The organism is Marichromatium bheemlicum (genome assembly GCF_012276755.1).
In the GTDB taxonomy this organism is placed as follows: Bacteria; Pseudomonadota; Gammaproteobacteria; order Chromatiales; family Chromatiaceae; genus Marichromatium; species Marichromatium bheemlicum.
Map to the genome: position 1 here is coordinate 74,267 of NZ_JAAXKX010000012.1, position 13,247 is coordinate 87,513.

Below are 13,247 nucleotides of genomic sequence, written 5' to 3' on the forward strand. Positions count from 1 at the left end.
TTGATCACCCGTCTAGCGTCATGTCCAGTGTCTCGGCGAGGCGTCGGGTCGCCTGCTCGGCGGCGCGGAAGTCGAAGTCCTCGATACAGGCACGGATTGGACTCAATTGTGCTGCCGTGATCCGTTGTTGCAGACGCTCGAGCAAGGGACGCACCAGGGCCGGTTCGTCCTGATCGAGTGCGATGAGCAGTTCGCTCAGCAGCGGCTCGATCTCCTCGCGTGTTGCGGTGAACTCCGGGGCTGGCGGTGGCGCCGGTTGCTGGTCGAGATAGGCCGTGATTGCCTCCTGGCTGGACTGCAGGGTATGCGCCAGGGCCTCGATGGCTGCCGCTGTCTCGTCTGCCTGCTGTGCCCGTAGTCGGGTCTCCAGCGCTGCGGCTACGCGCTGCAACGCCTTGAGACCGAGGTTTGCCGCCGCGCCCTTGATCTTGTGCGCCAGTGCTGCGGCAGCCGGTGTCTCGCCGGTCGTAGTGAGACGCTGCAGCGTTTGGGACAGATCGGTGTACTGCTCGGCGAAACGCCGTAGATTGCTGTTGTAGGTCTTGGTGTCGCGCCAGCGGGTCATGGCATCGGCGAGGTCGAGCAAGGGGACGGCCCCAGTGTCATGGTGTGAGGGCGACGGTGGCACGATTCCCTGGCCGTTCGTCGGCTCACGTCCGGTATGGCTGCGGATGGTGGCGATCATCTGATCGACATCGAAGGGTTTGGAGAGGAAATCGTTCATACCAGCGGCGAGTGCGGCCTCGCGTTGCGGCTGAAAGGCCCCGGCGGTGAGTGCAATCACCGGCAGCTGGGGCAAGGCGAGTCGTTCGCGCAGCTCATGGGTCGCCATGTAGCCGTCCATGACCGGCATCTGGATGTCCATCAGCACCAGGTCGACCCGCTCGGGGTCCTGCTCGACCCACTCGACCGCCTCGCGTCCATCGCTGGCCTCGTGGATCTTGGCGCCTTCGCGCTCGAGGATGCTGCGTGCGACCTCGCGGTTGATCTCGCTGTCATCGACCACCAGCAGCCTCAGCCCCTTGAGGCGTGGTTCCTGTGCCGGAGGGGCGGGAGCGGGTCTCGGCGCTGTCGCTTGGTCCGGGGATGGCACCTGTTGCTCGAGTTGTTGCATGGCGTTGTAGAGGGCTGAGGGGGTGATCGGTTTGTGGATGAGCGCGTCGATTCGTGCTGAGAGGCCTGGGTCGAGGCCATAGGCCGTGGCCATGATCACGCGTGGCATTCGAGCGGCGCCGAGCATGTCGCGGGCGCGTTGCACGGTCTCGATGCCGTCCATCTCCGGCATTCGCCAGTCGATCAGGAGCAGGTCGAAGGGGTGCGGTCCGTGTTGGCGTTCGCGCAGGATCCTGAGCGCCTCCTCTCCCGAGCCGGCGGTCTCGGTGCTCCAACCGAGATCCTTGGCGCAGGCGTTGAGTGTGGTGCGTGCCGCCTCGTTGTCGTCGACCACCAGGACGTTGAGCTTGGGCAACGCCGGGCGCTGTGTCAGTGGGGGGGCGGGCTCGTAGGGGAGGGTGAACCAGAATTCACTGCCCTGACCGACGCTGCTAGTCGCCCCCAGGGTGCCGCCCATCGCCTCGACCAACCGGCGGCAGATCGCCAGTCCCAGGCCGCTGCCGCCGAAGCGTCGGGTGGTCGAGGTGTCGGCCTGGGTGAAGGCCTGGAAGATGGCCTGCAGCTTGTCCGGGGCGATGCCGATACCGGTGTCCTTGACGCTGAAGTGTAGCCGCGGGTGATCGCGTTCGAGGTCATCACCGCCGACCCGTACCACCACCTGTCCCTGCTCGGTGAACTTGAGGGCATTGGAGACCAGGTTGGTGAGCACCTGCTGTAGCCTCAGCGCATCACCGTAGAGGGTATCGACTCCACTCGGGGGGACGCCGACGATCAGCTCGACGCGATGATCGCCGGTCTCCGGGGCCATGATGGTGGCGATGTTCTCGAGGACTTCGCCGAGACGGAAGGGGGTGTGTTCGAGTTCGAGTCGACCGGCCTCGATCTTGGAGAAGTCGAGGATGTCGTTGATCAGGGTCAGCAGGGCGCGCCCTGAGCTATGGATCTTGGTGAGCAGGCGGTGTTGCTCCTCATCGAGCGCGGTCTGTTCGAGCAGGTAGGCCAGGCCGAGCACGGCATTGATCGGGGTGCGGATCTCGTGGCTCATGTTGGCGAGGAAGTCACTCTTGGCCTTGGTGGCCCCCTCGGCCTGACGGACCGCCTCGCGCAGGCGCTCGTTGAGTGAGAGCAACTCGTGGGTACGTTGCCCGACCTTGAGTTCGAGTTGACGGTTGGCGTCGATCAACGCCTGCTCGGCCTTGAACTTGTCGGTCACATCACGGTTGATGCCGACCATCTGCTGGGGGCGCCCGTGTTCGTCACGCTCGATCAGTGCGGCCGAATGAAGGTGGCGGACCTCGCCGTTGGCGCGCTGGATGCGGAAGTTGAGCTCGCCGAGCTCCTCACCGAGGAGGTGACGCCGAAGCCGTTCCTCGACATAGTTGCGATCGAGTGGATGGATGCGCGAGAGCCAGAAGGTGTAATCAAGGGTGTCGACCTCGTCGCGTGCGTGCTCGATCCCGTAGATGGCGAACATGCTCTGGTCCCAGGTCAATCGGTTGTCGCAGAGCTGCCATTCCCAGATCCCGATCCTGGCCGCGTCGAGCGCCAGGCGCATGCGCGAGAGAGTGGAGCGCAATTGGCTCTCGAGCCGGTGATAGTCACTGAGATCGCGGACGATATAGGACAACCCGATGATCCGTCGCGCGCCATCGTGTACCGGCGAGATGGTGGTCGCCAGCTCGATGAGGCTACCGTCGCGATGGCGGTGCTGGATGCCGAAACGCCGGACCGTACGCCCGGCGCGTACCTGTCTGAGTCCAGCCTGCCAGGCCTCGGCCTCGCCCTTGGCGTCGAGCACTGGTGGCTCGCGCCCGATCATCTCCGCGGCACGATAGCCGAACAAGCGTTCTGCGGCCGGGTTCCAGCTGACGACCCGGCCATCGAGTCCCTGGCCGATGATGGCATCGTCGGTCGACTCGATGATGGCGGCGAGTCGACTGCGCGACTCGGCCGCCTGCAGCCGCTTGCGGGTGTTGTCGAGATAGATCCACAGCAGCCCCGAGAGCAGCACCGAGAACAGGGTGATCAGGCCGGCGACATGATGCGGGTTGCGTAGGTTGAGGTTGGTGACGAAGGCCGGCAGTGCCTTGATCTCGATCAACCAGCGCCGTCCGTAGAGTTCGATGACGTGGCGCTCGATCAGGGTGTCGATCACCGGCGTGGTGCTGCCCGGCGAGCTGTAGAAGGTCTCGTGTTGGTCACTGACGTCGAGATCACCGAGGGTGAGACAGAACTCGCCGCCCCGGAAGTCGAAATCGGCCAGAACCTCGTCGATCACCAACGGGGTATAGGCCCAGCCGACGACGGTTGCCGACTCCTGGACGGCGTCCCGTGGATCGAGCGTCAATGGCGGTTGGTAAACCGCCAGCAGCAACAGGAATGAGCGCAATCGCTTGCCACTGGCCTGGACCAGGGTGATGGGTGCGGTCAGGGTCGGTTGGCCACTGTGCATGGCGGCAACCGCTGCCCGGCGTCGGCTGGGTTCGGAGGCGATATCGAGCCCGACCGCTTCGCGATTGTGCTCGAGCGGTTCGATGATCTGGATCACGAAGCGCTCACCGTCGTGGGCGGCGATCTGGTGGATGTCGAAGTCGGGACGTCCATCACGGCGGACACGCTCGATAAAGGTCGCCGTCTGGCTGGCGGGAACGCGGCTGATATAGCCGAAGCCGCGTGATCCCGGAAACTCGCGCTGGTGCTCGCGCGAGGTCATGTAGCGCTGAAACTCGGCGAGCCGGATCTGATCGCCGCCGGCGCTGATGATAGCGCCTCGCGCGCTGCGCACGCCGTATTCGTAGATCTGCATCCGTTCCTTGAGTTGATCGACGACGCGCTCGGCAAGAAAGGTGAAGCGCTCGCGCTTGGTCGCCGCGTTCTCGGCGCCGATCTGGGCATCGACCACCGCGGCGAGCGCCAATCCGGCGGCGAGCAGCAGCGAGGGGAGATGCAGCGGAACGGTGGCGACGAACTGAGGGAGTCGCGAGATGGTCATGAGCTCAGGTGTGCGTGTGCGACGCGTACTGTGGGCTCAGTGCATGACGAGATCGCGAGGCGCGTTGCCAGGATCTCGGAGAGGAGCGGGTGTGGTTCGACGTCATCGGTTCCTCCGCGAGCCGCTGGGGCTGTCCTTGACGGGGTCCTGCCGTTCCTGCAGGGAAAAATCGTTTGCGGCACCGCGTCAGTGTGCTGGTGCCGGCTCACGGGTCGATCGTGAAGGTGTCGATCGATGGTCGCGGACGCGCCTACCGTGACCGGCGTCGGCCATCGACCCATTGACCGATGGTGGCGACGGTTGGATTGGCTTCAAGCGCCATCGGATGGCCCCGGCGGAAGGGGCCTCCCGGTCCGACCAGCGTCGGGGTGACGGGGTAGACCGGGTGGGTGCGGATCAGTCCTCGGCGCGGTTGCTCCGGTCGCGGAAGGCCAGGGCATCGGCCAGGGCCGAGATGGTGGGCAGCTGGGCGCCGTGGTGTTCAGCCTCGCGCAGGGGGCGTCGATACATGTATTCGAGTTCGAGCGGACGTTTGGCGAGATAGTCCAAGCGCATGCTCGGGGCGTAGGGGGTCATCTGCTCGGTGAAGTGCATCAGCCGCTCGAGGAAGCCCGGGGCAAAGGGGTGGCCGCAGGCGTTGGCGCCGAGTGCGACCTCGGCCATCAAACGCTCGGCCAGTCGCCGGGCGTCGGGGTCGGCGATGATCCGGTCGGTGTTGGCGTCGAGCAGGACCGAGAGGCCATTGAAGGGGATGTTCCAGCCGAGTTTGCGCCAGCGTGCCTGGTGCAGATCGGGCAGGGACTCGACCTCGACGTCCCCGGCCGAGAAGGCCTGCATCAGCGCGGGGAGGCAGTCGCGGTCGGCCTCGTCGAAGGGGGCGAAACTCACCGTGCCGTAGTCGAGGTGGACGATGTGTCCGGGCCCGACCTTGTTCGAGCACAGATAACACATCCCTGCGATCACCCGTGCCTCGGGGAAGGCGGCGGCCAGCTCGTCCTCCATGGTCAGGCCGTTTTGCAGGTTGAGGATGATGGTTCCGGGACGGATCAGGGGGCGCAGCAGCGCTGGCAACCGCTGGTTCTGGATGGTCTTGAGCGCGACACAGACCACGTCGCTCGGGGGGATGGCGTCGCTGTCGCGATAAACCTCGACCGGGTCGAGATGGAGATCGCCGAGGGGCGAGTCGACGCGCAGTCCGTCGCGGGCGATGGTCGCCGCGTCGCTGCGGGCGATGAAGCGCACGGTGGCGCCTGCCGCTTGCAGGCGCGCCCCGTAGAAACCGCCGAGTGCGCCGGTGCCGAGAATGGTGAAGCTGAGATCAGTCGATGCGGTCATGTCTTGCTGGTGGTGCGTTCGGGGACGCACGGGGTGGATTGCAACGCTTCAGTATACGTCAGCTCACCGTTGTCCGTGTCGAGCGTCAGCGTCGTCGGTTGCTGACGCCGGATGGAGGAAACGGGACCCGGGTCGCGGCATGTACCGCTCGGCTAGATTAGGCTGAACCACAGGAACCAAGCGATGGAGTCTGGCTCCGCTGAGCCGCCTCTGGCGGTCTCTCGGTACCATGACCGTCTCATCCCCTCCCGGTGTTTGCGGCAGGCGACGGACTGACCTCGTGCGCGCATCGATCAAGCTGTGGAGTTCGATCGTGACCTACTTCTACCAATCCTTCGGCGTCATCCCCGCTTGGGCCTTCGCATCCGGTTGGATGCTCGGTCTGTGCTCACCGGCGGCCTATCGTTGGGTTCCGAGTGCCTTGGGGATGAGCGATGGCGAGCGCGCGACTGCAGCGCTCGGCGCGAGTGCCTCGCGGCGACGAGCCGGTGAGCGCTCGGTGAGCACTCGCCCGAGTAGCCGTACCCGTCGCAACAGCCGTGGCGATGCCACGCTGCGCGCCGCTTCCTGAGCTGTGCCGGTCCGTGATGCCACCCCCTCTGGATCATCACGGGCCTGAGTGTCGCGCGTCGTTTCCCTGCCCGTGTTCTCGGTCGTCTGGCGTACCGTTTCGCCCCTGTCTTCTGTGCCGTCGATGAGGCGGTCGCATCCCCTTCGACACCCGTGTGCCCTATCGGCGGCGACCCCAGGTGTGCCGCTCAGCAGACCTTGATCTCCAGTTGCTCGCCGGAGTCGGGGTCGGCCAGGTGCACGGCACAGGCGATGCAGGGGTCGAACGAGTGGATGGTGCGCAGGATCTCCACCGGCTGTCTGGGGTCGACCAGCTGGTGGTTGTGCTCTAGCGCCGCCTCGTAGGCGCCGGGTTGTTCCGCAGCGTCGCGGGGGCCAGCGTTCCAGGTCGAGGGCACCACCGCCTGATAGTTCTCGATCCGACCGTCGCGGATCACGATCCAGTGGCCGAGTGCGCCGCGCGGGGCCTCCATGTAACCGGCGCCGCGCGCCTCGCGCGGCCAGGTCTCGGGGTCCCAGGTGCGGGCGTCGAAGGTGCGGGTGTCGCCGGCGCGAATGTTGTCGATCAGGTCGCGATACCAGTCGTCCATGGCGTCGACCAAGAGGCGGGTCTCGAGCGCGCGCGCGGCGGTGCGCCCGAGCGTCGAGTAGAGCGCGGTGAGTGGCAGCTCGAGTTGGCGCAGCGCCTGGCCGACCAGCTCGCGGGTCTGCTCGTGACCGCGGGCGTAGAGGAGCAGCACCCGCGCCAGCGGGCCGACCTCGACCGCGTGGCCCTTCCAGCGCGGCGACTTCATCCACGAATAGCCGTCGGCGACGTCGAGCTGGGTATAGGGCGGTCGCACCCCGCCGCGCCCGTCGTAGTCGAGCCGGGTCTCGCCGGCATAGGGGTGCAGGCCTTGATCCTTGCCGCCGGGATAGTCGTACCAGGCGTGGGCGACGAACTCCTGGATCTGCTCGGGATCGTCGAGATCGATCTCGTGGACGGTGTCGAGGTCGCGCCCGAGGATCACCCCGCGCGGGAACAGGAGGCCCTCAGGGCTCAGCGTCTCGCCGCTGGGCAGGTCGCCGTAGCAGAGGAAGTTGCCGAGTCCCTCGCCGCGCTCGGCCCAGTCCTTGTAGAAGCCGGCGATGGCCAGGGTGTCGGGGAGATAGACCTGCTCGACGAAGGTGCGCATGCGCGCGATGATCGCGGCCACCTCGGCCAGTCGGCTGGCGTCGAGCGCCGAGTCGGAGTCGAGGTCGATGGGGCAGGGCACGCCGCCGACGACGAAGTTCGGGTGCGGGTTCTTGCCGCCGAAGATGGCGTGCAGCCGTGAGGCGTCGCGCTGCCAGGCGAGCGCCTCGAGATAGTGCGCCACCGCCATCAGGTTGGCCTCCGGTGGCAGCCGATAGGCCGGGTGCCCCCAGTAGCCGTTGGCGAAGATGCCGAGCTGGCCGGACTCGACGAAGCCGCGCAGCCGCTTGCGCACCTCGCTGAAGTAACCCGGCGAGGACTTCGGCCAGGGGCTGATCGTCTGGGCCAGGGTCGAGGTCGCCGCCGGGTCGGCCTCGAGCGCCGAGACCACGTCCACCCAGTCGAGGGCGTGGAGGTGGTAGAAGTGCATCACGTGGTCGTGGATGTACTGCGCGCCGATCATCAGGTTGCGGATGCGCTGGGCGTTGAGCGGCGGGGTGATGCCGAGCGCGTCCTCGACCGCGCGCACCGAGGCGATGCCGTGGACCAGGGTGCAGACGCCGCAGATGCGCTGGGCGAAGGCCCAGGCCTCGCGCGGGTCGCGACCGCGCAGGATGGTCTCGATGCCGCGCACCGAGGTGCCCGAGCTGTAGGCGCGGGCGATGCGGTCACCGGACAGCTCGGCCTCGATGCGCAGGTGCCCCTCGATGCGGGTGACGGGGTCGACGACGACACGTTGACTCATGGAACTGGCTCTCCTGCTGCTGGCCGGCTCTCCCGGCCTGGCTCATGCGCGGGTTGGCTCAGGCCGGCTGGCCGGACTCGGTGCCCGGTTCGGGCTCGGCGGCCGGTCGCTCGACCAGGTGCTCGGCGATCATCTCGGTCAGCCCGACCACCGGGATGTCCATGTTGAACTCCTCGAGCCCCTCCTCGAGCTGGGTGCGGCAGGTGGCGCACATGGTCACCATGCGCTCGGGCTCGACCGCCTCGATCTGCGCCTTCTTGCGCTTGAAGGCGGCGAGCTTCAGCGGCTCGGCGCGCTCGTTGGAGCTGACCCCGCCGCCGGCCCCGCAACACCACTGGAAGCGCCCGTGCTCGTCGAGGTCGACGAAGTGCTCCGCCACCAGGTCCATCAGCGCGCGCTGCTCGCCGATCACCCCGCTCTTGCGTGCGAGGTTGCAGGGGTCGTGCATCGACAGCCGGTCTGCCTCCTTGCCCTCGGTGTGCAGCCGCCCGTCGCGGCGCAGCTCGTCGAGCACCTCGATGATGTGGAAGACGCGGAAGGGGTAGGGACGCCCGATCAGATTCGGGCCCTCCCAGCGGATCGCGGTGAAGGCGTGACCGCACTCGGGGCTGATCACCCGGCTCACCCCGAGCGCCGAGGCTGCGACCACCACGCGCTCGACGAGCTCGGCGGCGATGTCCTTGCTGCCGATCTGGATGCCGGCGTTGGTGGCCTCGAAACACTGGGTGGAGAGCGTCCAGCGCACCCCGGCGTGATCGAAGATGCGGGTGATCGCCTCGAGGTACTCGGGGAAGTTGATGATCTCCATCGACGAGAGCATCACCAGGTACTCGGCGCCGGCGCGATCGACCGGCACCGTCAGCCCGGTGCTGCGCTCGACGTGCTGGATCTGCACCGCCAGCGTCTTCCACTGCAGCCCCATCGGGCTGCCGGTGCGGATCGCCCGCACCGAGGCGGCAACCAGTCCCTCCGGGGCATGCCCGGACTGCACCATGCCCTCGCGGGTCTTGCGGATCATGTAGACGAGATCGTTGCCCACCGGGCAGACCATGGAACAGCGCCCGCACAGGCTGCAGCTGTCGTAGACCAGCGGTTCCCACTCGGCGAGCATGGCATCGCTGACCTCTTGCCCCAGTCCCAGCCAGCGCTTGATCCGTCCCCACAGGGTGAACTCCGCCTCCCATACCCGTCGTAGCGGTTCGAGCTTGAGGATCGGGGTGTAGCGCGGGTCGCCGGTCTCCAGATAGAAGGGGCAGGACTGGGCGCAGAGCCCGCAGCGCACGCAGCTCGAGAAGAAGGCCGCCACCGGGGCGTCGATCTCGGCGCGCAGCGCCGCCAGTCCACGTTCGAGAGAGAGTTCGCTCATGACCGCACCCCCTTGCGGCCGAAGGCCGCGCCGTTGTACCAGCGCGCGAAGACGGTGGTGAAGATATGGGTGAGCTTGGTGAAGGGCAGACAGATCAGCAGCAGCTCGGCGCTGAGGATGTGCATGCCGAGCGCCAGCGGATAGGGATCGACCAGCCGGTGATAGGCGAGATAGCCGGTCAGCACCACGGCGAAGGTCAGTGCCCACACCAGATAGTCCTGGGGGATGCTGATCCGGCGCTTGACCGGATGGAGCAGACGGTGGAGCAGTGCGGCGACCAGCCCGGCCAGGGTGATGGCGGTGAGCAGGTCGATCACCGGGTTGGGCAGGGTCGGCCAGGAGACGCCGAAGACCCCGGCGACCAGCTCCACATGCGGCACGGAGAGCAGCAGCACGATGATGAAGCCGAGGTGCCAGATCCAGCCGACCAGCACGTCGAAGGGTGCGCGCCTGAAGGTGCCGGGGTCGGGGATGGTGCGGGTGAAGACGGTGCGCAGCCCCGGCAGCCACTCGCCGGCGCGCGCCTCGGCATGGTTGGTGGCGCGCCCGAGCAGCAGGATCTCGAACAGCCGCGCCAGCATCCCCACGGCGAAGATGCCGAGTGCGATCTGGAACATCGGCCCCTTGGTCCACAGCAGGAATTCCATCGCGCCGTTCATAGCCTCTTCTCCAGCGCCTCGACGGTGACCGGTTCGCGCTGCTGCTGCTCGTGGCGGGTGAAGCGCCTGGCGGCCAGCGCGGTGCCGGCGCCGAGCGCGGCCCCGGCGGCGCCGGCACCGAGCAGCGCCTCAGCGTTCACCCGTGGCGGTACCGAGACGGCCTGGTAGAAGCCGCCGGCGTCCCAGAAGGCCGGCTCCGAGCAACCCAGGCAGGGGTGCCCGGCCTCGATCGGCCAGCTGGTGGCGCCGTTCCAGCGCTGGGTGGCGCAGGCGTTGTAGGTGGTCGGACCCTTGCAGCCGAGCCGGTAGAGACACCAGCCCTGGCGCGCGCCCTCGTCGTCGAAGGACTCGGCGAACAGGCCCTGGTCGTAGAAGGGACGACGATAGCAGCGGTCGTGGATCGACTCGCCGAAGAAGGCCAGCGGTCGGCGGTAGGCGTCGAGCTCGGGCAGCCGGCCGAAGGTCAGGTAATGCGCCAGCACCCCGGTGATCGCCATCGGGATCGGCGGACAGCCGGAGATGTTGACGATCGGCTTGTCGTCGACCAGCTCCATCACCGCGCGCGCGCCGGTGGGGTTGGGCGCGGCGCGCGGCAGCCCGCCGAAGGCGGCGCAGGTGCCCACCGCGATCACCGCCGCGGCGTGCTCCACGGTCTCCATCAGGATCGCGTGGTTGCTGTGCCCGGCGACAGTGGAATAGCCGGGGTTGGCCTCCGGGCCGGGGATGGAGCCGTCGACCACCACTAGATAGGCCCCGGCGTTGTCGCGCATCGCCTGCAGTCGTGCGGCCTCGGCCGCCTCGCCCGAGGCCGCCTGCAGGGTGTGGTGGTAGTCGAGCGAGATCGCCTCGAAGATCAGCCCCTCGAGGGTCGGGGCATGGCTGCGGGTGAGCGACTCGGTGCAGCCGGTGCACTCCTGGAAGGAGAGCCAGATCACCGAGGGGCGGCGCGCCGCCTCCAACGCCTCGGCGATCCTCGGGATCAGGCTCGGCGGCAGCGCCATCAGCGAGGCGGTGGCGGCGCAGAACTTGAGAAAACCACGCCGCGAGACCCCTTGGGCACGCAGCTGCTCGGCGAGTGTCTGGGTGGCGGCCATGATCCCTCCTCGTGGCGTCAGGACGGTGGAGACGGGTCGCCCGCGCCGGCCAGCCCGGCGTCGAGGCGCTGCAGACCGGCGTTGAGCGTGGCCCGATCGGTGCGCAGGATCTGCGGTACGGAGGCGATCTCGAGATGCAGTGCGAGCCGTTGGTCGTCGGCGTCGCGGTAGTCGACGACCCACACCCCGGGGGTGGCCGACTCGTGGATCCGGGTCGGTCCCATGGCATCGATCCGTGCCTCGACCTCACCGCGACCGATGAAGGCCAGCAGCTGATCGATCAGCGTGGTGTTGAGCGGCAGGGCATGGAGGTCGATGCGGTGTTCGCTGCCCTCGTCGATGAGTCGGGCGAGCGCGTAGCGCACCTCATGGAGCAGCGGGACCAGTGGTCCGGGTAGGGGGGGGAGAGCGTCCGTGTCCGTGTCCCCGACGGGGGCGATGGATTCCAGCGTGGGCATGTCGCTCACCTCGGACTGACCTTGGCTAGGGAGTCTAGGTGCTTTGTGTGCGACCTGAATTGATTTGGCGCAGCTATTTTAGAAAGTTAGCAACCTCCTATATTCTCGGGGTTTTTCTAGTAGATCGTCTGCCCCAGCGCCTCAGCAGGGCGTGGATCGCGGCCGTGACCGCGGGCAGCGCGGCCTCGACCGGTGGACTCAGGTGCTCGCCCCAGTCGACCCGCTCGGGCGCGACCGTCACCAATGCGCGTGGTTGCGGCAGGCTGCCGGTGAGTCGGGCGATGTCGAGCAGATCGGCCAAGCCGACCTCGTGTACGCTCCTGGCGTGAGCGCGTAGATGCGCGTCCAGCACCGCGTCCTCGAATACCCGGAGGGTGCCGGGTGGCTCGCCCAGTGCGGCGGCATCGACCACGATCAGGCGGGCGCAGGCGGCGATGTCGGTGGCTAGGGTGAAGCCCAGGGTACCGCCGTCGAGACAGCGAAAGGGCGCGTTCGGACCGGAGTCGACCTCGAACCAGCGGATCAGGCGTGGGCCGAGGCCCTCGTCACTGAGCAGCAGGTTGCCGATGCCGAGGATCAGGGTGTCGGGCTCGGATGGGGCCTGGTGCATGGTCTGGGTCCATCCTGTAATTGGATGTGGGCGCGCCGGGCTGGAGGGACGGCCTCGGGTCGTCGGGAGAGGGCATGATGTGTTTCGGGATACCGATGCGAATCCGCGCGATCGACGGCCTGATCGCGCACTGCGAGGCCAAGGGCGTGGAGCGACAGGCCAGCCTGCTGATGCTGGCGCACGAGTCGCTCGTCGTCGGTGACTACGTGGTGGTCCACCTGGGGCACGCGATCGAGCGGGTCGACCCCGATACCGCCGCCGAGGCCTGGCGTCTCTACGACGAGATGCTGGTGGCAGGGCGGGTGTAGCGGCACGCTTCAGCCCTGGGCGGTGCCGGCGAGCGCGTACTGCGCCTCGACCTCGGCCGACTCCGAGCGCGTATCGTCCTCCATCATCGCGCAGTTGACCGCCATACGCGCCTGCACCGCCGCCTTCCAGGCCGGGTTGCGGGCATCGCGACGTACGTCCTCGGGGGCGAGCGCGGCGCTGGCGGCGGCGGCGACGAAGTGCTCGGCCTGGGCCATCCAGTCGGTGTCCTTGCCACAGTCGGTATAGGTGCGGGTGGCGTGCGCCTTGGCGATGCGGAAGGCCTCGGCGAGCGCCTCCGGCGGGCTTGTCGGGTCGACCCCGATGGCGATTGCCTGATGGACACGGGCGTCGCCGCACAGTGCGCCGACGCGCTCGGCGAAGCGGCAGCCGAGGACGCGTCGCTGGCGATACGAGAGCGCGTCGAGCGCGGCGCGGAGGTCCTGATCGGTCTCGATACGGATGGCCATGGTCGGCTCCTCGCGTTGGCGGGTCAGGGACCGCTGAGATCGCGTCAAGAGTATCAGCAAATGATCATATTGCCAGCCGCCAAGAGTGCGTGAACCGCAAAGACACAAAGGACGCGAAGGGGGGAAGCCGCCAGCTGTCAGCGTCCTGTGGTGCGCGTCCTCGACGGCAGCGCAGATGGCTACAGTGCTTTACGACCAGCTGGCGCTGAGCACGTATTCTTGGCGCTACCGATGGCAGGTGAGCCACTCTGGCTGGTCAGCTGGAAACGCTGATTCCCTTTGCACCCATCGTGTCTTTGCGGTTCGATCATTCCCATGACATCGCTCGCTTCGCGGTTCGCGGACGGCGTGCGAG

General features: G+C 67.4%; 11 protein-coding genes. 2 read left to right on the forward strand and 9 right to left on the reverse strand.

All coding sequences use genetic code 11. From position 1 onward, the window contains the following. Positions 1 to 4: 4 nt before the first annotated feature. Together HF203_RS09745 and HF203_RS09750 are read right to left on the reverse strand one after the other, a co-directional pair. Positions 5 to 4,105 carry a response regulator gene (locus tag HF203_RS09745; RefSeq protein WP_168669122.1) on the reverse strand — a complete coding sequence of 1,367 codons (4,101 nt, stop codon included), beginning with the start codon at positions 4,103 to 4,105 and terminating at the stop codon, positions 5 to 7. Positions 4,106 to 4,501: 396 nt separating this feature from the next. Beyond that, complete coding sequence (locus HF203_RS09750) at positions 4,502 to 5,440, reverse strand: 2-dehydropantoate 2-reductase (RefSeq protein WP_168669124.1); 939 nt, start codon at positions 5,438 to 5,440, stop codon at positions 4,502 to 4,504. Positions 5,441 to 5,720: 280 nt separating this feature from the next. On the opposite strand from HF203_RS09750, the gene HF203_RS09755 reads away from it, so the two are divergent. Then, a complete protein-coding gene (locus HF203_RS09755; protein WP_168669126.1) occupies positions 5,721 to 6,011 on the forward strand; it encodes a hypothetical protein in 291 nt (96 codons plus the stop codon). Between the two features lie 187 nt (positions 6,012 to 6,198). Here the strand turns inward: HF203_RS09755 and HF203_RS09760 are convergent, their stop codons facing one another. From HF203_RS09760 to HF203_RS09785, 6 genes are all read right to left on the reverse strand, one after another. After that, positions 6,199 to 7,929 carry a nickel-dependent hydrogenase large subunit gene (locus HF203_RS09760; RefSeq protein ID WP_168669128.1) on the reverse strand — a complete coding sequence of 577 codons (1,731 nt, stop codon included), beginning with the start codon at positions 7,927 to 7,929 and terminating at the stop codon, positions 6,199 to 6,201. Between the two features lie 58 nt (positions 7,930 to 7,987). Then, positions 7,988 to 9,295: a (Fe-S)-binding protein gene (locus HF203_RS09765; protein WP_168669130.1), complete on the reverse strand. Its 1,308-nt coding sequence runs from the start codon at positions 9,293 to 9,295 to the stop codon at positions 7,988 to 7,990. Next, positions 9,292 to 9,954: a hypothetical protein gene (locus HF203_RS09770; RefSeq protein WP_168669132.1), complete on the reverse strand. Its 663-nt coding sequence runs from the start codon at positions 9,952 to 9,954 to the stop codon at positions 9,292 to 9,294. Before HF203_RS09770 ends, HF203_RS09765 begins: the two co-directional genes overlap by 4 nt. Further along, positions 9,951 to 11,048, reverse strand: coding sequence for a hydrogenase small subunit (locus HF203_RS09775; protein WP_168669135.1), 1,098 nt, complete (start codon positions 11,046 to 11,048; stop codon positions 9,951 to 9,953). The genes HF203_RS09770 and HF203_RS09775 overlap by 4 nt, the downstream gene beginning before the upstream one ends. A gap of 17 nt (positions 11,049 to 11,065) precedes the next feature. Further along, a complete protein-coding gene (locus HF203_RS09780; RefSeq protein ID WP_168669137.1) occupies positions 11,066 to 11,506 on the reverse strand; it encodes a hydrogenase expression/formation C-terminal domain-containing protein in 441 nt (146 codons plus the stop codon). Between the two features lie 97 nt (positions 11,507 to 11,603). Further along, a complete protein-coding gene (locus tag HF203_RS09785; protein WP_168669139.1) occupies positions 11,604 to 12,116 on the reverse strand; it encodes a hydrogenase maturation protease in 513 nt (170 codons plus the stop codon). Positions 12,117 to 12,193: 77 nt separating this feature from the next. Between HF203_RS09785 and HF203_RS09790 the strand changes: the two genes are divergently transcribed. Beyond that, on the forward strand, positions 12,194 to 12,424 hold the full coding sequence (locus HF203_RS09790; RefSeq protein WP_168669202.1) for a HypC/HybG/HupF family hydrogenase formation chaperone: 231 nt from the start codon (positions 12,194 to 12,196) through the stop codon (positions 12,422 to 12,424). 9 nt (positions 12,425 to 12,433) lie between these two features. Here HF203_RS09790 and HF203_RS09795 read toward each other — a convergent pair whose 3' ends face one another. Further along, the gene (locus tag HF203_RS09795; protein WP_168669141.1) at positions 12,434 to 12,892 is read right to left on the reverse strand and encodes a hypothetical protein; all 459 of its coding nucleotides are present in this window, start codon (positions 12,890 to 12,892) and stop codon (positions 12,434 to 12,436) included. Positions 12,893 to 13,247: the final 355 nt, after the last annotated feature.